Raw genomic sequence first — 20,940 nt, 5'->3', positions numbered from 1 at the left:
GAAGAAAAACAGGTTGAAGTCGCGATTCCAGATTGACCACGCGGCTTGACCGATGCCAGAGAACCAGCCGGCCAGAACGCCTCGCCGCTGGGCGAGATCAAATCGGAAAGGTGGGCGACATCGTCTCGGAATCCACGGGCGACTTCATATCGGTACGCCTGGGCGACTTCGTCGGAATCCGCACGACATCGCCGAACCCAATCGAGCCGCTCTATTGATCTCATTCCCGGAGTCCAGAAGATAGACAGGAAATCCGCCGAGGAGCCTTGGAATTCCCCCGCGTCAGTATGCAGAAACAGGATGGCCCGCCAAAACGACATCTTTCTTCAAGGCAGCCCGACCGCGACAGGCGCGGTGTCGAGTCACAAGGGAGCGATAAAGGTAAAGAGCCCCTCAACGAGGGTGGCGTTCGAGGCATCGCATTCGAATTGGGAACGCGGGCGCGGGTACAGCTGTGTCCCGAAACTGGTCAGCTTACTGACAGCTAGGCTCCCTAAGATGAGAACGTGGTCTCTTGACGGCGGTTGCCGCCGATGGGGCAACTGGTGACAAGCCAAGGGAAAGCTCTGGCGGATTTGAGCCCACGTTCTGAAACCAATAGGAGAGCTGTATGGATTTCAACCGGATCGACGGTGCTGGGTCTCCAGGATGGTCCCCAAGTGCCTACGAGTGGACCCAAGAAGATCATGACCTATTTAGTCGAGTGATCAATGAAGCCGGGCCATCCTCATCTGCCGAGCCAGACAACACGGTATATGATGTCTCATGGGCCGTTCCCGAAATATTTTCGCACGGCTCCCAAGCCGCTCCGCTCCGAATGATCGAGAAACTGACCCACCACGGTCTCCTGCCCGACTCGGAGCAGCCGACGATGAGCTACGAGATCCGGGGTCATCTCTATATGGCCGCATGGGATGCGTCTGAGAGCGGCGTACGCCTCATTCATAACCCACCGGAAGCTCAAATGCCGCGACTCGGGTCGACGGGCGCGCCAGATTTCGGAGCGTTTTTCGTTGAGACCCGGCATGATGGTGTGCCCCCCCCGGAGCAATGGGCCCCGTTGGCGCTTATTGAAAAGCTGCGGGAACATGGGCTCATGCCTACCGCAGACCACCCAACAATCATTTCGCTCGACAACAAGCTTTATAACGCCGAGCTAGAACAAGGAGGCTTCGTTAAGCTTACGCGCTAGACCTGAACTCTATGCGGTGGTTGAGTCGAGTTGGCTGGGCTGGAGTTCCTCCGGCCCAGCCGGCTTCTACCACGTAGACAATTCACCGTTCGCCAGGGGTTGTCCGCATCGCCAGCGGGCGCGCATTTTATCGAACCCGCTGGCAAGGGCGAGCATGAACGCTGTGGCAGTTGAGTGGCTACGTAAGCGGGTGGCGGTCCGGCGGATTTCCTGAATGCAGTACCGGCCAATAGCGATGCAGCGGTAGCGCTCGCGATCGCGCTCCTGCCATATGGCGCTACTCGCAGGGAGATGGCGCTAAGCATCAAGCATCGGCAGCATAGAGAATTAAGCAATCGAGCAGAGAATTCCCACCAGCCCGATCGCCGAAGAGAGCGGCAGATGAAGAACTCGCACGCGATGCCGGCGAGATCGGCGCGGGCGCGGACTGCGATGGGTTGGCGGAGTTCTTCTGGATCGGCTGGAAGGGAGCAGTGATGTGGGCCCGCCTCGTCAAGAACGGCTTCCGCTCGATACTTTCATCGTCGGCTTTATCGCCGGCCTGCCGCGTCCGGACGGGCCGAAGGGCAGACCCAGAAGAAAATCGTGAAAAGGAGTTCGAGTTTGTTTAGGGCCGTGTCGATCGAAGGACGAGCGGGGATATCGGCCGATGTTGCCGAAATTACCGGAAACCGACCTCCCCGGCGAAGCCATGCATGAGACGCCACAGTTCAAGCTGCTATTATCAACCCGCGCATCAGAGCTTGATGACAAAGCTCAATATGTCGCCTCTTGCCCCCGATCAGCTCTATCGCGATCGCTCGAGTTCTATTTCGCATGCTTTGAACACATCAGAGCACCGGTCAGCCCGACCTACATTTGTTGCTTCTGATGTGCGAGGTTCGCAAATGTCTTTGAAATAGTCGGCTCATGTTTTTGGATCGCTTCGTTCGTGACCCTCAGCATGCGCCGATGCGCCGCTCCATGATCTATTCGGCAGTTGGATGCGGTCCATAAAAAAATGGATTTGTTGATTTTACCCTGAAGGCCGATAGTGCAATCGCTGTTGGAGCATTCAGGAAAATCATGCGCAAAGCGTTCGTCAGTCCGTCGCAGGCCAACTCAAGGACCAGTTGGCGGCAGCAAGACGTGGATACCCCAACGGGCTATAGTGTGGATGTTAACTGCGACGTCTGAGCCGAATCGATCTATCGCACTGTCGAGCACGTAATGGCTTGCCCAAAACGCAAAGAAAGATTGCCTGATTGCTCGTGCGCGGGGCGTAGTTTTGGAGCACGAGCTGACTAGGTCGACCACCGTGTGCCAGTCGATGGGCTCACCCGGGTTGGCTCGTCGCAGTTCGGTGGTCCCGCAAGGGAGTTGGTATTCGATCAATCACTGTCAAAGCCACTTGAATCGCACCTAACGTCAGAGTGTAGGGTTTGCGACAAGTCGCGGCATCGGTCGCCTCAACACTTGCTGACAGTTAGGCAATAATAGCGAATGTCTGAAGGCTATAACATCGCGCCGCTCGATTGCGTGACCCTTTGCGAGCGTCCCTCCTGCCGAGGGCCTGTCGGAAAGATCTCTTGTGCAACAGGGCGTACGATTCGCCGCTGCCCGGTTGCAACCGGAAACTCCGAGCGGACCGAGAGCAAGGCGGACTGTCTCCGTCCGCCCCCTGCCGCGCCTAGCCCAACTTCGATACCATGCCGTTTGCGCCGAGAGATGATTTGCACGCGCCGCAACCGCTCAAACTAGATGGATGACGACGCCAACATGCGGCCGAATCGACTACTGATTCACTTCCTATTGTTTCCGCGGCCACATTTCTGGACAACAGCCTGACTGCTGCATCGGGGACGTCAGACATGACTGAATATAGCGACTGCTGGAACTCGCTAGTTTATCTCACCGGGTCGGGAGGGAGGCTTCCTCGCGTCCGAGCCAGATCGGTCGTTCGTCGCCAGTCTGTATTGGCTCATTGGCCTTCAGAGGCCCAATCTACCTTCCGGCAACTTGCATTGGGGTCACTTGGCGGTCCATCAGATCGAGAGCACAGCAAGACCGACGCAAACCAATTGATTTGGGAGCTTCAAATGCCGAATCCTCGTGTCTATTCAGGCAGAAATCCCGCCATTATCTCGTGCGCTTTTGCTTCAGGCTCGGAGAGCGGCAGTATCGGTAATGTCCTCAGCAGGTCAATGACCGCGCAACTGCGGGCATACGGATGCGCCAGCGTTCTGCTATGGCCCTCGATGTCCAGAAACGATCCAGGCGCTCTTCCAGCCGGAAGGGCATCTTGAGCGTCGCCGACAATGTGTGCGACCCCGGGCGAGACGCCGCAGTCGCCAACAGGCTGAGCAAGCTCGGGTGACACTCGTCGGTGCGACCATGACCTCCGCCATTGGTCCGGGCTTCGGACGGTCAGACGAAAGGCGAGCTCTTGAGATCGGCCAGACCTCATTTACGGCCGTAATGCGCTCGGCTTTTGGGACAGATGTGCGAAGGGCGATAGAATGCGAATTCTCGTGGTTGATCGTGATGCGGATTTTGCGCGCGCTGTAAAGGAAGCGCTGTTGGTTTGCGGTTTTGCCGTGGATGTCGTCCGCATTCTTGACGAGGCGGAGACTGCCCTTGCTTGCGCCAGCTATCAAATTGTCTTGCTCGAACTGGTTTTGCCCGATGGAGATGGCTTGGACTGGCTGAAGCAGTTGAGACGCGAGGGATGTTCGATTCCCGCCATAATAGTGAGCAAGTTGAACGATCTGGGCAGACGAATCGCGATCTTCAACGGCGGCGCAGACGATTTCCTGCCCAAGCCAATATCTATCGATGAACTCGTCGCTCGTATGCGAGCCATTTTGCGACGATCGCCGCAAATGACAGCGCCCGTTCTTACGTTCGGAAATCTACATTTCGATTCTATCGGCCGGCAAGTTTCAATTGATGATCGGCAATTAAGGATCGCCCGGCGCGAACTTTGCATTCTTGAACATTTGCTCAGCCGCGCTGGCCGCACCGTATCACGAGCGTCACTGGAGGAGAGCCTCTATGCGTTCGACGACGAGGTCTCGACCAACGCCCTAGAAGTTGGGATCTACCGCTTACGCACACATTTGAGCCGGTCCGCCGCGACGCCACGGATCACAACGGTGCGCGGCGTCGGTTATGCACTTGAACTGGCGCAGGTGCCCGCTGCGCAATCGATTGAACCTGAAAGCGAAGGCTCCCTTGAAGTTCGCTCCTAACACTCATCATGGCAGCCGCGGAGGGCCGAGCGCCGTCACATCTGCCGCTCCTCCCTGCATTGTTTGTGCGCTATGCATGGTCGCTCTACTTTCTCCCTTTGCCGCCACGGCTCAGGTAAAGCGGGTTGGTACTGTGGGGACTCCACGCGCGACTGCTGATAGCCTTCAGGGAACTCTGACTCTTTCCTCCTCGCAGGGCAAAACAATTCATCTCCCAGCTCCAGCTGCGAGCATCTTTGTTGCCGACCCGACGATCGCGGACTATCAGGCGCCGTCGAACACGACCATCTTCGTGTTTGGAAAACACTCGGGGCGGACCAGCTTGTTCGCTTTGAACGATAATGGCGAGGCGCTAGCCGAGCTTCGCGTTGTCGTCACCCAACCTATAGAGGATCTGCGTGCCGCGCTGAAGGCGCAGCTCGGGGACTATCCGATCCAAGTTAGCTATACGCCGCGCGGCGCGATTCTTAGCGGAACAGCACCAAATCCCGATCTCGTCGACAGCGCCAAGAAGATCACGGAGCAGTTTCTCGGTGCGGATGCGCTGGTCGTCAACAAGATCCAGGTGGCCGGTTCACTCCAGGTCAATCTTAGCGTGCGAGTCGCCGAGGTTTCGCGCACCGCCATGAAGGAGCTTGGCATTAACCTCTCCGCCTCGGGTCAAACGGGCCCTTTCGTTTTCGGCTTTAAAAGTGGCAAAGCTGGTGGTGCAAGCGCCACCCGTGGAGCCGGCTCGGCAAGCGTCGGATACGGCATTGGCGGTGCGAACGTCAGTGCTGTTCTAGACGTACTCGCTAACGAGAACCTCGCGTATGTACTGGCTGAACCGAACCTTACCGCCATGTCCGGCGAATCAGCAAGTTTCCTGGCAGGCGGCGAATTTCCGATTCCGGTCATGCAGGACAATCGGCAGGTCTCAGTCCAATTCCGTCAATTTGGGATTAGCCTAGAGTTCGTCCCGACGGTTCTCAGCAACAACCAGATCAATCTTCACGTGAAGCCTGAGGTCAGCGAGCTGTCGAAAGTAGGCGAAGTCAGCGTCAATGGAACGTCTATACCCGGTCTTTCCACGCGGCGTGCCAGTACGGTCGTCGAGCTTGCCAGCGGTCAAAGCTTTGCAATCGGAGGGCTTATCCGGCGCAATTTCAGCACCGACATTGGCCGTTTTCCTTGGTTGAGCGATGTGCCGATCCTGGGTGCGCTGTTTCGTTCTTCCTCATTTCAGAAGGACGAGACGGAGCTGGTAATTATTGTCACGCCCTACATCGTGCGACCAGGATCGACTCCTGGCAAGATGAGCGCGCCCACTGACCGCATCGGACCACCCTCGGATGCCGGGCGCACTTTAACAAACACGTTGGCAAGTTCGCCGCGAGACCGTGATGCTCCCAAGGCACAACCAAGCGCTAGCGGCGGCGCCAACTTTATCATCGAATAAGGACAGCGTATGAGCTTGCGACATCTGTATTGCTTGATCGCTATTTCGGCGAGCGTAGGTGGATGCACAAACGGTTCTGCGATCTATTCTGGGCGCGCTGAACGAACGATCCGGATAGAGCAGAAGACAAGCGTCTTGCTGCTACAGGGCGTTCGTCGCGTCGAGAGATCTCGTCTGCGGGACTTCATTGCGAGCGCCAGTCGCGGTCGGTGGGATGCACTCCATCTCGATGTCACGGGCTCACCCAGGCTGATTGCGCAAGTGGCCCATGATGCCCGCGCGATGGGTGTTACCCCCTGGAATATCCGCCTCTCCGATTCCGCCATCAGTCTGCCCGCCCATTTCGGGGTAAAGATCGAGGCGACTATCTACGAAGTACATCCTGCCATCTGTCCACCGCTTTCGATCGTTGGCCCTTCGGTAGACGACAATTCTTTCAATCCAACGCTTGGCTGCTCCATCCAGAACAACCTGGGAGTCATGGTCAACGATCCCGGCGACTTGCTGGGCAATGAAGCTGTCGTGCCAACCAGTGGCGATCGTGCGGTGCTTCCCTCTCCGGCCCGCAGGACCATCACGCCGACTGACCACGGCAACTTGGAACATGGAACTCAGAACTGAGTTCTATCGGAAGTTCATGAGCACCTCATCAATTCTAAGCAGCATACGGCGCTATGTTGGCTGATATTCTGGTCAGTCGGTCAGCGATAAGCAGACGATCCTACAAACAATGTTCGCTTTCCTTCGTGATCGCGCGGTCTGCAGATCAGGTTGTGCAATTTGGGGCGCGCGCGCGGAGCTAGACCAGGCCTGCGGCAAAGAGCGCTTTTGCAACCCTCTCGAAGCAGTCGATCGGAACGCCCTTCCCCAATGCTGCCTTTTGGATCAGCTGACGCGTCAACATATCGTCCAGGACAATGCTGAGATGCAGTGCCCGCGCCTGACCAAGCAAACGTGAAGCAAGTTCGCCCTCACCGCGACAGACCAAGACCGGAACACCAGTTTCACCACGAACATAGCGCAGCCCAATCAACATTGCGGGGCCGGTCAGGATCAATGTGGCCCGATGGATACCGAGCGGCGACTCGTTCGCCGACTCGCGCCGGTGCCGACGGTGTTCATTCTTGATGTGAGGATTGCCCTCCTGTTCCTTGGACTCGCGCTTCGCTTCGCTCTGCGTCATGCGCATATCGCGCAAGAACAGCCAGCGCTGAAGTAGTAGATCAATCAAACCGCCGATCAGAAAAGCGCCGGACGTAATCTCGATCAGAACTTTGAGCCGGTTAAAGACAAACCCGAAGCACGCCAAACCGCAGACGGGCAAGTACACAAGCGCTTTCCAACTTGCGGCCACAACAAGAAGAAGGGTTCCACCGAGAAGCAATACTTTGATTAGTGACTTGCCGAGCTCCACAAGTGATCGCTGAGAGATAATCTTTTTCAGCCCTTTGACGGGATCCAACTTCTCAAGGCCTGGTTGCAACGGCTCCATAGAAAATGTCGGCCCGCCGCTAGCCAGGACACTGGCCAAGATAGCCGCAATCACCACCGCTCCGATGATTGGGGCAACTGCCGCAATAGAAATTTCGATCAATCCGACCAGCGCCTGCCGGACCGCGCTATCGAAGGGCTGCGCCTGCAGCTTATTGACTAGCCGCAACGCTTGTTGCCAGCCGTTTTCAATCTGGCCCGCTCTAACGTATAGGCAGCCGAAACCTGCGCAAACGCTGACGCCGGTGACAAAGTCGGCGCTGCGCGGACTCTGTCCTTTCTTACGCGCGTCCCGTAGCTTCTTGGGGGTTGGTGGAAGGTTCTTCTCTTCGCTCGCGCCGTTCATAACTTCGCAAGCCACTCCAGCACGCCGTTGAACTGGATGATCTCCGCGCCCATGTATTCGATGAGATAGACGGTGTAACTGATCATGATGATGCCAAAAGCGACATTCTTGATGGTTAGGCAGTGATCGTTGAGCTTGATTTGTGGCGCAAAGCGCCCGAGCAACATAAGGGATATCTCGATCAGGAGCAGTAGGGCCGTGACAGGCCCAGAAACCAGCAGGGTCGTATGCATGATATGGTCGAGGAGCGCTACAAATTCCGTTGCCCCTTGCAGCGTCAGCGTAGGAAGTAGCTGATATATGGGCCAGATCAGATAACTCTCATAGAGGCATCTGACCATCGTCTGCAGACCTCCAGACACAACGAAAATCGTAACCGCAGCGGTCCCGAGAAAAAGACCTGTCGCCGAGACTTGGCTGTGGGTCGCAGGATCGTCCACCTGGCTCGAAACACCTCGCTGGGTATCTATGATCTCACCAACCGCTTGGATGCTCCATAGTGGTATACCGAGCAAGATGCCGATCAGCAGGCCGATGAATATCTCCTTGAGACCAATGAACGCGACGACGATCGTACGGGTGCCTGGATCTAGCGTCTGCAGGCCATCCTTGATATGCACCAAGCATGGCAGTCCGATCACGAGCGCCAAGCTACCGCGGATCATCCCGCTAATGTGCAGTCGCGTAAATACGGGAAGCACTAAGGTGATGCCTAGAGTGCGGGCTGCACCTAGGCCGGCCGCAACAACGAAGTCCATAGCAGTCTGGATCAGTGTTTGCGTCTCGGTGGGTGACAAACCATGCATTTGAGATCTGCTAGTCGCTTGCTTCGGCCAATGGAACAGGCCCCGCTCGCCCTGCCCTGATGTTAGAAGTCGAGAATGCCGCAAATAATCGGCTGGGTTCGCCCCCATAGACGGCAGATGGCGGTACTATCGCAGAGACTTTGCCCTGCCTTCCACTCGCTAATACTTCGCTGTAAGAGTGGGGAACTCAGCGAAAATATGCTGGGCTTGTTCAATAAGCGGGGCGCTCAGCACTGGAGAAAATAGAACTAGCACGGCGACGACGACGGCGAGCTTCACGGTGAGCGGTAAGGTTTGATCCTGGACCTGCGTTGCCGCCTGGATGATGCCAACGCCAAGTCCGGCCACGAGGGCTGAGAGGAGCGGTGGCAGAACCCAGATCATGAATAGGACAAGCGATCGGCTGAGGTGAGTGAGTATGTTGGCTTCGTCCACCTTAACCTCCTGGCGTTGCGTAACTTAAAACTAATCCGTGCATGAGCAGCGACCAGCCATCGATCGTGACGAATAGAAAGAGCTTGAAAGGAACAGATATTAGTGTTGGTGAGACCATGGACATGCCCATGGCCATCAAGATCGTCGTTACAATCAGATCGATCGTGATGAATGGAAGATAAAGAAGGAAGCCGATTTCAAACGCACGCTTTAACTCCGAGATCAGAAACGAGGGTACAAGAATAGCAAAATCATTAGCCGTAACGTTGCCGCGCATCTCCTCAGACCAGACCCGTTCTGTCGACGACAGGAAGAATGTACGCTGCTCCTCGTTGGTGAATTTCTTCAGATGAGCGCGTAGTGGTTCGCTGCCTTCCTTAGCGGCGGTCACCCAGTCATCGAGCGTTTCGTAGCGAAGTTGCCGCTCGGTGACGCGGTTGTAGGTCTGCTCAAACACTGGCGCGCTAATGAATACGGTGAGGATCAATGCAGCGCCATATAGAACGATGTTCGGGGGTATGGATTGGGTGCCGAGCGCGTTGCGAACCAGGAAGAGAACGACGGAAACCTTTATGAACGCCGTTGTTGTGACGACTGCCAAAGCCAGAAGGCCGAGGCCCACCGTGACCGCAAGAAGCGCAACGATACTTGGTGGAAAGTCAATCATTGACCGCCAGCCTGCCACGCAACCTGATGGCCAGTTCTTCACCGACCCGAACGACGTCGCCGCAGCCGATCAATTGGCCATTGGCAAGAATGTCGACCGGGCTGTCAAAGCGGCGACCAAGTTCGAACACATGCCCTTCGTTGATGCTTCTCAACGTGCCCAACGGGATAGACCAGCGGCCGCATTCGAACACAAGCGTGATCTCAACACTGTCGATGTCGGCTTCTGAGGGAGGGATCAGTTGCTGCGCTTGGCGTTTTGTCATCATATGTGCCCGCTTTAGAGGGTGGGGTTGCAGGCGGAACGGCCCCCGCAGGACCAGTGTGTCACCGGTGACCTGTGCCGGAGCCCATAACCTGTCCGCTGTGAGGATGACCTCGCCGCCGGCAAGGGGAATGACGTCCGGCAACAGTGCGTCGCCCGCCTGTGCTTGACGAATCAGTGCGATGGACACGCGCAGCGAGCCAATCTCCGTTGCAATAACGACAGGCAATTCCGGAGAAAGCACGCGCGTCTCGCGCGGCAATTGGCGGACCAGCTCGCCTAAGATTCGGAACGCGGACGGAACCGGACCGTCCAGGGACGGGAATAGGAATAGGCGAGCCTTGGCCGCGAGCGGCCCGTGGGCGATCTCGAGTTCCAGATAAGGGCCGTGCGCGCTTGCTTCGTCGATGCGGGCAAGTTGCAGATCCCCCGCTAGCAGCGCTTCCAGTGGACAGAGCAAGGATTCGAGCGCAAGTTCGAGAAGGAGCGAACGGGTAGGCTCGGAAGGTAAAGTGAGGCCAGGCTGCACCGTCGAAATCAGTGTCTCCACAAGCGGGCGGGGCAAGGACAATACAGCCGTTTCACCTCCGACGCGAAATACGCAATCAAGCATGGCCAGGGCAGACGGCTCCGCCTGCCACACAAGCCGGTTCATACGGATGGATAGCGGCTTTTCGCCAAGGCGGCTCCGCAGAACGATGCGCGGCGCGGCGATCTCATTGAGCCACAAGACGACACCGTGGGACAGGAGTAGAGAGGGCTCGAACTCTGCGAGTCCACCCGGAGTATCTAGCGAATTGATTTCTACACGACCACACGGTCGTGCCAGAGAGCCAGCCATCAAATTGAACCGCCTACCCCTTGGCTATGCGAAGCACCCTGATACGGGAGCAACTGATCATCGTCCGTCTCGATTTCGGCTGCGAACTCCAGACGAGAATCGGTCGTGCGCTCAACATCGCGCTCGATCTGTCGCCATTTGTGGCTCGCCGCCGCACGCTTGGCCCAGAGAGCCCGGGCCTCAACAACCGCCGTCTGTACTTGCTCTTGAGCGATGCGCGCCTGCTCAAGCGCCTCCCGCCTCGATGCGATCTCGGCGGTGAGCCGTCCAATGACCAGATGGCAGCGACGGTCGAGTTCCGTGCCGGACATCGCACTGAGAGATGCCATTTCCTGGTAGAGTTGATCTTCGACGCTTGCGCGGTGTTTCTCGACGGTTGCAAGATCGCTGGAAGCTCGCTCCACCGCTTCAAACGCAATGCGGCGCTTGGCTTCGATATTGGACAGCTCACGAAGCACGCTTCGCTCTCTTATGTCCTTTACGAGCCGTAATTTCGACGCTTCGACCGGTTTCAGGCCGTCAGACGCGACATCCATGTCACGGTCTCCTCAAAATTGGAAGGCTCGTCCTGGCCCTGGCACACGAATTTCCGCAACTGCTCAATTGAGGCGATTGCCCGGTCAGTTAGCGGATCGCTGCCCGGCTTGTATTCACCGACTTTGATCAAGAACTCCGCCTCATTGTAGCGCGAGAGCAGTTCGCGGAAGAAGGATGCCGCCTTTCGATGTGACCTAGAGACGACCGCATCCATAACGCGACTTCGGCTCGACAGCACGTCGATGGCGGGAAAATGTTCACGCGACGCGAGCGCGCGTGAAAGAATGATATGACCATCGAGAATACCGCGCGATTCTTCGGCGATTGGATCGCCCGTGCCATCACCTTCGACAAGCACGGTATAGAACGCCGTGATCGAGCCGTGCTCGCCCATACCGGCACGCTCCAATAGACTCGGCAGAAGCGCAAACACGGAGGGAGGAAATCCGCGCCGCGTGGGAGGTTCTCCTGCGGCAAGGCCTATTTCGCGCATTGCGCGGCTAAAGCGCGTCAATGAATCCATGATCAGTACGACGCGCAGCCCTTGATCACGAAAGTACTCCGCGAGTGCAGTCGCCATATGAGCGCATTGCACCCGCTCCATTGCCGAGCGGTCGGAGGTCTCAACGACCACAATCGTACGATCGAGAGCCTCTCCGATATGACGCTCGATGAATTCACGTACCTCACGTCCACGCTCTCCCACAAGCGCAACGACGGTCACGTCGGCGGCCGCGCCCCTTACAATTTGCGACATCAAGGTCGACTTGCCGCAACCTGCATCTCCATAGATTCCGATCCGCTGGCCTTCGCCGCACGTCAGCAGTCCATCCAGCACGCGAACGCCGAGCGGAAACGGCCGCTCGATGCCACGCCGCCTCATTGGATTGGGCGCCCTGCCGCGGAGCGGGCGAGTGTGGGCCGCCTTTATTGGCCCCTTGCCGTCGAGCGGACGGCCGGCACTGTCAATCACGCGGCCAAGCAAATCGGGTCCAACTGAAACTTCACGCATTCGCCCGGTCGGAACCACTTCCGCGCGGTTAGACAGGCCTATCGTTTCGCCGATAGGCGTCAGCAACACCCCGTTCGGCAGCAGACCGATGACCTCGGCCTCAAGTGACCATCCAGTGCCATGATCCTGCAACACACAAAGTTCCCCAACACGTGCCCCTGGCAATACGGCATGAAGCAATGTGCCGACCGCTCGTGTGATCCGTCCGCGCACCGCGCGCGTATCGATCTGCTTTGCTGTAGATTTCACAGATGACAACTCGGCGCGCACAGCCGCTTCGACCAGCCCATCGTCATAGGATCGTCGTAGCGTGGTCACGGCTCGCGTTCCTGAGAAGACGGGGCAAGGCCAACACGTAAGATACGCAGCTGCGCGGCAAGCCCTAGATCGACATTGCCAAATTCGCTCCACAAAACGCACTGATCCGGCGTCAGAGCCGGGTCCGGGTCAATTGTAAGTTTCGGCCGACCATTCCTTCCGTCGAACGCTGCGAACTCGCGGATCAGTGCATCGGCTTTCACAGGCGACACATGAAGACGCACTTCCGCACTGCCATATGTTCGATCGATCGCATGACGAACCGTCCTCACCAAAATCTCGCCGGGATCGAAGGAGCCCAGGACGTCGTCCAAGATATCGAGGACGAGCTGCGGCAACTCATGTTCCAGAACAGCTTTTCGGCGTGCCAGCTCGCAAGTAGCCCGGGAAACCAGCTGCGCCATTTCGTCCGAACCTGTCTTCAGACCCTCGGAGTGGCCGCGCGCCTGCTCGCGCTCATAGGCTTTTCTTGCCCAGCTGCGAACCTGGAGCAGATACCGCTCCGCTAGCGCCCGGGTCTTTAGCGCTTCGGACCAGATCCCAAGTTCCGCGGCTGGTATAAGCGGGCCGACCGGACGAATCTGCGGGTCTGCTGGCAATGCATGATCGTTGTCGGTCATGCCGTTGGTGCCCCCGTGGCCAGATGGGTCATCACCAAAGACAGCAATTGGCCTGCCGCCCTGTGGTGTTCGGTGGCTGGCGCTTCCGCGGCCGTCCCCACAGGTAAGCGGAGAAGAACGCGCTTACGGTCAAGCTCTGAAGCTTCATCGAGCCAAGCACCAAGAGAGGCATATCCGTCGTGTTCTATTCCTTGCGAAAGTCGTTCCGGATCGAGAATCGTTGTAGTTGCGACTGCGCTGGACAAGTTTCGTATACCGAAAGCATGTGCTTCCGCACCGACATTTCCGATCAGAGTTTCCAGATCACGCCTTGACACCAGCTTCAGCAATGAACGGGCATGCCAAACGCTGCCAGCGAGCAGGGCGGCGCGATGCGGATCATGGCCGAGCAGAACGTCCCTGCCCCAGTTACTTCCGTTCCAGGCGCCTTCATTGCCTACCGCCAATTCGGCCAGTCTCTCCTGAAGCCTGACACTCCTCTGCAACCGCAGCACCGTGGGCGTTGACAGCAGCGCATCAAGACGGGCGGCAAAACGGCTCGGATGCATCACCGCAGCAAGTTCGCGCAGGCGATCGGAATGCGGATGAGGTGAATGATTTGGCTCGTTGGATGGCATCGATACCCATACTGCATTCCGTCTATTTTGCATCAGAGCTCAATTCTTTGCCGACGGCTTGGGCCGCGGGTACATGGTCGAAGATCCGCCGAGATTTCCAACTTTCCGCGATGATCGACCGAACTGGCGCATCCGTGTGCTCAGCAACATGTAAGATAGAACGCCCAGCGCAGCACCCGCACCTCCGACCCCGATCGCAAACAAGGGGGGCGACATGAACTTGGCCGGTTGAGCCGAAGCAGCTGCTGACGCTGACGACAGCTCATGCTGAGCCCGCTCAACCGGCACGAACACGACCGCTACCTTGTCATATGATAGCCCTTCGATACTGTTGGCGACGAGCATCTTGATCTGCGGTAGCAAGGCTGAGAGCCTCACATTGGAGCCATGTCGGATGAAAACCGACGCCGAGGACGGGGTTGCATCCTGTCGCAAAAGGTCATTCTTCGGCAGAACAACATGGACACGGGCGGAGAGTACCCCATCGATATCGTTGATCGTGCGCGACAACTCTTCACTTAGAGCGTAAACGTACCGGGCGCGCTCTTCAACCGGAGAGGCAACAAGACCAGATCCCTTGAAAACCTCCCCGAGGTTCTTGAAAGTCTGGCGCGGCAAGCCCTCGCCATTCAGCAGGTCGATGGAGAAGGCTAGCTGCTTTTCTTCCACCTGAATCACGCTGGTCCCATCCTTGGCGACAATGCGGACGGCATCGACACCCTTTCTGAGGAGAAGCGCAAGCATTTCGTTGGCTTCACGCTCTTGCACCTTGGTATAGACATCTACCTTGCAACCGGCCAGGGAGAGAAAAATCGGCAACGCCATAAGAATGCGAAACCGCCTTCCCGCGCTCGCGCGGCGACCGATCTTTCTATGCGGGAAACCGCTCATCAACGTCTGTCAGCCTGCCGAGAGCAGCTTGTTCAGAGACGAGCTGGCAGCGCCAGTGCACTTGGAGATGAGCGAAACCAGGGTGACGCTATTGTAAACATCCCGCAGATTCGCCAATGTCGATTCGAAATGGTCTGCACCTTCCAGGTTTCCGACCGGGTGCACCTCGAATTCGTGCGAGCGCAAGATGGGCTGCGCTGCCGGTCCAAGCTGGAGGCTATTCGCAGGAGTCGGCTCACCGCCGACCGCCGAAGGAAATGCTATGCCTCGATGCATTGCAGCAAGATTTCGAAGGATGCGATCGCCAAGGGGGCTTACCTGCGTGGCTGCACGCTGAGCCTCCGACACTGGCGGAGCCAACGCCCTATCGATCATCGAAGAGGCGGCATCTCGATTTGAACCCACCTGCGCGAGACTCTCGTGAAACTGAGCCCGCGTCGATGAACAAGCCTCGGATAGACATTCGAGCGGACTGGCGGATATCGGCGTAACGCCAAGCATCATGGACGACATCGTTGCTCTCACGTCATGAGATTAGCCGTTCGACACCGTGAACGGCCCAGCACCCCTAGCGAAGCGAGCTGACCAGAAGCTGACGAGTATCAGGAGCACCGTCATCTAAAGATCACGCGTGGCCTCGCATTTGGGACGAATTCTCGGCCTCCACCTTTGTGACGAATTTCGGTGCTTGTTCGCTAGCGGAAGAATACTAGGAGTGCTCATCAGAGCCAGGAGGCTGCACATCTTGAAGAACCTCTTATATGTCGGAGCTTTTATTCTCCTGGGGCTCGTTAGAGCGCTCGGCGCTCCCCTGCCGCTGCCATCGACGCCTTATAGCTACACGGTTCTGGACCAGGACCTTGCTGCCGCACTGCAGGAGTTTGGCAACAATTTAAATATCCGAATCAATGTGAGCACCGAGGTAAAGGGGCGGATTCGCGGGCGAATGCCGGATCTCGCGCCGCGAGAATTCCTCGAACGCTTAAGCAGGCTCTACAATCTTCAATGGTACTACGATGGACTGGTGCTTTATGTATCTGATGCGCACGAGGCGCAAAGCCGCTTGCTCGTCCTGACTCCAATCACCTTCGAAGCATTCAAGGCCGCACTCGATGCTCTCAACATCTCCGATGAGCGCTATTTTGTGAGACCTGCAGCAGGAGATGGCCCAGTCTTCGTTTCTGGTCCGCCTCGGTTTATCGCGCTTGTGGACCAAACGCTCAAAAGCCTGCTGGCGGAGGCACAGGCGCCGCGAAACCCTACGATTGTCGAAAAGCCGCCGCAGCAATCAGTTTTGATGTTGTTTCGGGGGTCGTCGAGCATGGTCTTTCGTGATGGACGACTGGAGAGCCCTCTTTTGCCCGAGGCATCGCATTAACACAGCGCGGTTCCTGGTCCAGCCCGGAGATGAGTTGATGCAGCGAGTGGCTTACAGCAACCCAACGCGGAGTCTGTGTGTGCTCTATCGGTTTTCGAGAGGCAATGCTGCCAGCTTGAGTGCGACTGGCTGGACCGGGATTCCGCGGAGCATCGCGATCGACGTCAGGTCAGGCCACGGACGCACGAAGCCGAGGCGGACCCGAGTAGTTAATTGGAACGCGGTCGAACGCAAGAAGCTAGCGCCAGACATATCTTGAGAATGCACTAGAGCTTTCGGAAGGGCGTCTTTCATGACTCATCCCGAGTTCTTGCGGACCGTCAGCTTCTCGACAGCTAATCCCTTGTACCACAGGAGCGTGAAAATCTAGCCGGCGATGCGCCGATAGATTTGTTGCGGAACTGAGCGCTGGGACGCACTGAGCAACCGGACGCACCTGACAGGAGCCGTTGAGCTCCGCGTAGCATTGCTTCTTGCTCGTTGTGTCACGCGCTCGGCTGCGCCACATGATCAACTTGTGGCGCAATCTCACACCAAAGGATGTATATCAGTGAACAACCTATTGCTAAATGCCAATCCAACCGCGGCTTTGTCCGGGCTTGCTCCGGGGCTCTCGTCGCTGCCGGAGCATTCAAGCTTCGAGGCGGTGCTGGCCAGCTACTCCTTGAAGGACGCGATAGGCGATCATTCGGAGCCGCCAGATTCCGACAAGCAACTGACGGAGGAGCTCGTGCAGGAGGCACTGCATATCCTGCCTCCGACTCTCACCGATGCATTGGACGCACCTGCGCAGACCACGGAGTCGTCCTCTGGTGCGAGCGCCAGTGTTGCAACGGCGCCTGTACCCAGCTCAAGGATCACATGGAACGGCGGCACCTTGACCAACGCCGAGTTGCAGATTGTGTCGGTGCTGAACCGTCACAAAGACAAATGCCCGCTCGATTGGGAGTCCCTTTCAGATTTGGCCAACGATCCCTCCACGCCGCCGGATCTGAAGACGGCGATCGGGGCATTGCAGCAGGATCCTGAGCTCTTCTATGCAATAGGCTCGCAAGGCGACGGCCACTGCGGCGGGAAGATCAAGGCAGGTGATCTCTCGGGCTTTTCCTACCATCACGCACAGGTTGCCACATTCCAAGAACAGCAGGCGCACAGCTACCAACAAAACTACATTCCATCCGACGGCACCGGAGACGGCCAGCCGTCAATTATGACCGAGAGTGATGCATTGCGCGAGCTCTATCGGTATTCCGACAGTCTGCCCAAGAACCTCAGCCTCGCCGATTTTAAGAAGATTGTCGATGGCGAGGCAAAAGCCGGAAAAAGCCCGCCGCAGGTTCTCGCGGCCGCGAGATACTTTCTCAGCTACCCTGATGAATGGAAACAGTTGTACGGTGGCTCGATAGATAAGGTCCACAAAGAGGACTTCCTGCAGGTTGCGTCATCATCGATGAATCTCGCGCAAACCGAGCTGGATACGCTGGACACGATCAAAACGAATCAGGGCGCTTTTTTCGGGAAGGGCGACCTGACTCAGGACAAGCTAGCGAGCATGGCCGATGACAACAGTCTAACCCCCGACATGCGAAAGGCTGCCTCCCAGCTGCTCTCGGATCCCCTGTTGTTCGGGTTGATGAATAATTCGATCACAGGCTACAAGGCCCACCATCAGTTCTTCGACTTCGGCGGAGGCCATACGGTCGATTCCGGCAATATCAGCAATAACGACTTCACTCACTTCTTCGACAACATGTCGACTGCGAACCGCACCGCGCATCAATTGAAGACGCATGTCGCCCAAACGGCCGGCGAGCAGTCTGCTGCCGCGGACATGATGATGGGCGTCGCTGATCAGCCCGAGATCAAGTCTCCCAAGAAAAATGGCGGCGCTTTCATGCATGTTGTTGACGACGTGCTCAAGGTCGTCCCGAAGGCGCTCGACTGGGCTGCAACCGGAGTTGGTTTACTCGGCTTTATTCCAGGCCTTGGCGAATTGGCCGATCTCGCGTCAATGGTGCTCGAGAGCGAGGCGCAAGCAGCAACTCTTCTTCACACTGCCATTACCGGTGGCAACATCAAGCTAGCGTTGGAAGAAGCGGGCATCAGTCTTGCGTCGCAGGCGGTGGGCTGCCTCGGCGGCCCCGAGGTCAAGCTAGCCATGCGCGAAGGCTTAATGAAGCAGGCAATTCAAGAAGCCGCGACGGCTGGCATCAATCTGCCGGTTTCGATCGCACAGTCCCACGCGGAAAATTACTTGAACCAGCTAGAGGAACGGATTGAGTCCGAGCGCATGCAAGCTGTGGGCGCCAACAGCTAGTTGGAACGACGCGCCGCCTCAGACCGTGCTGTAAGCTATGCGCACTTGTGGGCCCTCCGATTGGCCGGCCACCACCTACCGATCAGTAGGTCCCGCAAGCTTTGCCTGCACGTTCGAACCCGCCGCCCGCACGCAGACACTTTGTCGTGTCGAACTTCGGCCCACGATGTGGGCAGAAGGTCCGATACACGATCAGCCTCAGTTTCATTTCGCGGCTGCGAAAGTTGCATAGGCCGACATCTGGCTCCAATCGGACAGGCCGAAGTTATCGACGCTTTATCTCCCACGAGAAAGCGGGATCGACATCGACGAGAATGGCAGGCTTACAAATGTGAGCCGAGGGCACATTAGGCCGCTAGTGCAGAGCTGGGAGACGCCGAGCGCCGCCGCGCGAGGCGTAGGCGTCCGCCCGCGCCGCGAAGTGGGATTGACCGCATCGCCCTAAGGCATAGCAGGACTGAGGGATCGCTGTTCGCGGCCGGCTCGTCTGAGCACTGAATACCTGGGATCGAGGCATCACCGCCGCCCGAGGAGAAGCAATCGCCAAAGAAGTGACGTGTCGCAGGCGAGCTATTCCAGCGCCTCGGTCTCAGCACGTTGGCTTCTTCGGTCCCGGTGCTGCGAGTCCGCTCGTTGAAGCTCTACCTTATGAAGAAACAGAGCGCGGGATCGATCGCTACCCGGAAAGCATGGCTTTCCTTCACAAGTCATCTGGCCCGAGTGTCCGCCAGGGCACTGCTCAGATACGATTGCTGATACGGAGCACCCAAGGAGACGAATTTCCATCGACTTATTGCATTCTCCAAGTCTCGTCAGGTTATCGAAAGCTACTGCTGGCACAATGACGATGTGGAGATTGGCTTCATCGGCATGATCGAAATTAAGATAGGAGAACGCGATGCGCATTCCGTCAAGCGCCGCTGTGCACGTTGATACCAATCTCCGTGCGGCCCGCGGCGACAAAAACAACTCGCACATGCCCGGCACGCATGAGAATGATGGTGCGCCACGTGCGCATGATGATGGTCGATCGTCTGGTACAACCAGCCCTGCAAATGGCGCGTCCAGTCCGGACGATAACTCGCAAGATGCGCGTTTGCAGCAAGCGTTCACAGCTGCTCTCGGGTCCGTCGGTCTCCAACTTGTAAATAGTGCGTCAGCGAGCTTCGACGAAGCCATCGCGGAGACAGAGCAGGATTCCTGATGTTGGACTTACGGCGTCAGGATATAGGAGCCGCTAAAGCGGCAATATCGAAAAATAGGAGAAATAGTATGACTGGCAAGACAAGTGCGACTAACACCTCGACCGCAGGCGGCGCGGCTGGTGCGGCTCTCGCTGGAGGAGCTGACGCGATGACTCAGGTCGCGGCGCAGGCAGCGTTCGACAAGCAACTCGCCGCTCTGACTGCCGTTAGCACCCAGGCGGCCGAGAGGGATGTTCAGCTTCGCACGCTTACAACGTCGCTTTCGACGATCAAGAAGGCGGCTGATGAGCGGGTGCAGTAACGGACAAGTTGGACGACATCGTCGCCCCACTTTTCGGGTGTGAATTGTCAGCGAACTCGAAATCAGCCGTACGGTATCGCCGTACGGCTGCTCTCGCTGTTAAGGAGACCGATTGTGCATGAACCGGACAGCCTGCATTTCGAAGTGCTATCGGGACTTTATTCCGGGCTGACCGGCAAGGCAGGGCCTGGATCGAGCCTTATTGGCAGTGGCTTCGATGCCGATTTCGTCTTCATCGAACAAGGTCTCGAACGGCAACACCTTCGCATCACCCCACATTGCGATTCGATTCAGATCGAGGCCCTAGCCAGTCAAATCCGCGTCGAAGGTCACGAGACAATTTCCTCAAACGAGCGCGTTGTTGTTGCCCTCCCAGCCGTTATTCATGCGGGCGCAATGTCCATTCGCTGGTCGATAGAGGGCTCCAAACAAGCTGGCTCTCTCGACGGCTGGCGTGTATCGATTGCCGCACTTGCGATTGTCCTCATAAGCTCTGTGACGATCGGCACAGTCTCAACTCTTTTCGTCCACGCTGACACCGCTGCGGTCCTCAGCACCGATTCGCCCCCGGCCGTAGAAGTTGCGCCCAAACCGGCGCTCAGCGCTCCTGATGCTCTAACGACCGATGCAGCTGCCGAACGGCTGCAAGAGGAAGTTGATAGAGCGGGTCTTCTCAACATCAAAGTCGGTTCTGGGCCGGATGTTGTCACCGTTCACGGCACCATTACGCCCGCCTCTGTTGCAAAATGGCAGGACGTCCAGCAACGGTTCGATCACCATAGTAGTGGCGCTTATACGCTCCTCAACACAGTAGCGGTCAAGGAAGAGAAGATGCCCTCCTCAATTGCCGTTCAGGCCGTATGGCGCGGAACGGATCCTTATCTCGTCATTGGCGACCAAAAGTACTTCATGGGCGCGCTGTTGAATAATGGATGGACCGTCGATCGGATCGAGGAGGGACGCGTGCTGCTGAGCCGGAATGGCCGGCTTGCTGCCCTCCCCTACTAGAGTTTCACCTTCGCAGGTCAGAAGGA

At 57.4% G+C, this 20,940-nt stretch carries 20 protein-coding genes and 1 pseudogene; 9 read left to right on the top strand and 12 right to left on the bottom strand.

Features of this window, described 5'->3' with window-relative positions; translation table 11 throughout:
• The coding region (locus ABIB80_RS35760) for a hypothetical protein (RefSeq protein WP_354129258.1) at positions 1–320 on the bottom strand (320 nt) is incomplete at its 3' end.
• Positions 321–610: 290 nt separating this feature from the next.
• Between ABIB80_RS35760 and ABIB80_RS35755 the strand changes: the two genes are divergently transcribed.
• The 5 genes and pseudogenes from ABIB80_RS35755 to ABIB80_RS35730 all read left to right on the top strand — a co-directional run bounded on the left by ABIB80_RS35755 (position 611) and on the right by ABIB80_RS35730 (position 6,481).
• Positions 611–1,192: a hypothetical protein gene (locus tag ABIB80_RS35755; protein ID WP_354129257.1), complete on the top strand. Its 582-nt coding sequence runs from the start codon at positions 611–613 to the stop codon at positions 1,190–1,192.
• A gap of 261 nt (positions 1,193–1,453) precedes the next feature.
• Positions 1,454–1,576, top strand: a pseudogene (locus ABIB80_RS35750) (IS6 family transposase); the annotation flags it as partial.
• Positions 1,577–3,690: 2,114 nt separating this feature from the next.
• Positions 3,691–4,422 (top strand): winged helix-turn-helix domain-containing protein, encoded by a 732-nt coding sequence (locus tag ABIB80_RS35740; RefSeq protein ID WP_354129255.1) that lies wholly within the window; start codon positions 3,691–3,693, stop codon positions 4,420–4,422.
• A gap of 76 nt (positions 4,423–4,498) precedes the next feature.
• Positions 4,499–5,860 (top strand): type II and III secretion system protein family protein, encoded by a 1,362-nt coding sequence (locus ABIB80_RS35735; RefSeq protein ID WP_354129254.1) that lies wholly within the window; start codon positions 4,499–4,501, stop codon positions 5,858–5,860.
• Positions 5,861–5,869: 9 nt separating this feature from the next.
• Positions 5,870–6,481 carry a CpaD family pilus assembly lipoprotein gene (locus ABIB80_RS35730; protein ID WP_354129253.1) on the top strand — a complete coding sequence of 204 codons (612 nt, stop codon included), beginning with the start codon at positions 5,870–5,872 and terminating at the stop codon, positions 6,479–6,481.
• 178 nt (positions 6,482–6,659) lie between these two features.
• Here the strand turns inward: ABIB80_RS35730 and ABIB80_RS35725 are convergent, their stop codons facing one another.
• From ABIB80_RS35725 to ABIB80_RS35675, 11 genes are all read right to left on the bottom strand, one after another.
• A complete protein-coding gene (locus ABIB80_RS35725; RefSeq protein WP_354129252.1) occupies positions 6,660–7,697 on the bottom strand; it encodes an EscU/YscU/HrcU family type III secretion system export apparatus switch protein in 1,038 nt (345 codons plus the stop codon).
• Positions 7,694–8,503, bottom strand: a complete 810-nt coding sequence (gene sctT / locus ABIB80_RS35720) for a type III secretion system export apparatus subunit SctT (protein ID WP_354129251.1) — start codon at positions 8,501–8,503, stop codon at positions 7,694–7,696. The genes ABIB80_RS35725 and sctT overlap by 4 nt, the downstream gene beginning before the upstream one ends.
• 159 nt (positions 8,504–8,662) lie before the next feature.
• Positions 8,663–8,938, bottom strand: a complete 276-nt coding sequence (locus ABIB80_RS35715) for an EscS/YscS/HrcS family type III secretion system export apparatus protein (protein WP_275173712.1) — start codon at positions 8,936–8,938, stop codon at positions 8,663–8,665.
• 1 nt (position 8,939) lies between these two features.
• On the bottom strand, positions 8,940–9,605 hold the full coding sequence (gene sctR / locus ABIB80_RS35710; protein ID WP_354129250.1) for a type III secretion system export apparatus subunit SctR: 666 nt from the start codon (positions 9,603–9,605) through the stop codon (positions 8,940–8,942).
• Positions 9,598–10,713, bottom strand: coding sequence for a type III secretion system cytoplasmic ring protein SctQ (sctQ, locus tag ABIB80_RS35705; protein ID WP_502918764.1), 1,116 nt, complete (start codon positions 10,711–10,713; stop codon positions 9,598–9,600). Before sctQ ends, sctR begins: the two co-directional genes overlap by 8 nt.
• Positions 10,710–11,246 (bottom strand): hypothetical protein, encoded by a 537-nt coding sequence (locus ABIB80_RS35700; protein WP_354129248.1) that lies wholly within the window; start codon positions 11,244–11,246, stop codon positions 10,710–10,712. The genes sctQ and ABIB80_RS35700 overlap by 4 nt, the downstream gene beginning before the upstream one ends.
• Positions 11,222–12,577 (bottom strand): type III secretion system ATPase SctN, encoded by a 1,356-nt coding sequence (sctN, locus tag ABIB80_RS35695; protein WP_354129247.1) that lies wholly within the window; start codon positions 12,575–12,577, stop codon positions 11,222–11,224. Before sctN ends, ABIB80_RS35700 begins: the two co-directional genes overlap by 25 nt.
• A complete protein-coding gene (gene sctL / locus ABIB80_RS35690) occupies positions 12,574–13,197 on the bottom strand; it encodes a type III secretion system stator protein SctL (protein WP_354129246.1) in 624 nt (207 codons plus the stop codon). Before sctL ends, sctN begins: the two co-directional genes overlap by 4 nt.
• Positions 13,194–13,814 (bottom strand): nodulation protein NolU, encoded by a 621-nt coding sequence (locus ABIB80_RS35685; protein WP_354129245.1) that lies wholly within the window; start codon positions 13,812–13,814, stop codon positions 13,194–13,196. Before ABIB80_RS35685 ends, sctL begins: the two co-directional genes overlap by 4 nt.
• A 39-nt stretch (positions 13,815–13,853) precedes the next feature.
• Positions 13,854–14,705: a type III secretion system inner membrane ring lipoprotein SctJ gene (gene sctJ / locus ABIB80_RS35680; RefSeq protein WP_354129244.1), complete on the bottom strand. Its 852-nt coding sequence runs from the start codon at positions 14,703–14,705 to the stop codon at positions 13,854–13,856.
• A gap of 9 nt (positions 14,706–14,714) precedes the next feature.
• A complete protein-coding gene (locus ABIB80_RS35675; protein WP_354129263.1) occupies positions 14,715–15,206 on the bottom strand; it encodes a nodulation protein NolB in 492 nt (163 codons plus the stop codon).
• Between the two features lie 244 nt (positions 15,207–15,450).
• Here ABIB80_RS35675 and ABIB80_RS35670 point away from each other — a divergent pair, with 244 nt between their 5' ends.
• From ABIB80_RS35670 to ABIB80_RS35655, 4 genes are all read left to right on the top strand, one after another.
• Positions 15,451–16,083 (top strand): nodulation protein NolW, encoded by a 633-nt coding sequence (locus tag ABIB80_RS35670; protein WP_354129243.1) that lies wholly within the window; start codon positions 15,451–15,453, stop codon positions 16,081–16,083.
• Positions 16,084–16,627: 544 nt separating this feature from the next.
• On the top strand, positions 16,628–18,400 hold the full coding sequence (locus ABIB80_RS35665; RefSeq protein ID WP_354129262.1) for an HrpF/NolX family T3SS translocon protein: 1,773 nt from the start codon (positions 16,628–16,630) through the stop codon (positions 18,398–18,400).
• 1,272 nt (positions 18,401–19,672) lie between these two features.
• Positions 19,673–19,906 (top strand): hypothetical protein, encoded by a 234-nt coding sequence (locus tag ABIB80_RS35660; protein ID WP_354129242.1) that lies wholly within the window; start codon positions 19,673–19,675, stop codon positions 19,904–19,906.
• A 114-nt stretch (positions 19,907–20,020) separates the two neighbouring features.
• Positions 20,021–20,914, top strand: coding sequence for a SctD/MshK family protein (locus tag ABIB80_RS35655; RefSeq protein ID WP_354129241.1), 894 nt, complete (start codon positions 20,021–20,023; stop codon positions 20,912–20,914).
• The last annotated feature ends 26 nt before the right edge of the window (positions 20,915–20,940 follow it).

Source organism: Bradyrhizobium sp. i1.15.2 (assembly GCF_040548425.1).
In the GTDB taxonomy this organism is placed as follows: Bacteria; Pseudomonadota; Alphaproteobacteria; order Rhizobiales; family Xanthobacteraceae; genus Bradyrhizobium; species Bradyrhizobium canariense.
This window is presented reverse-complemented; position numbering and strand designations above follow the sequence as displayed.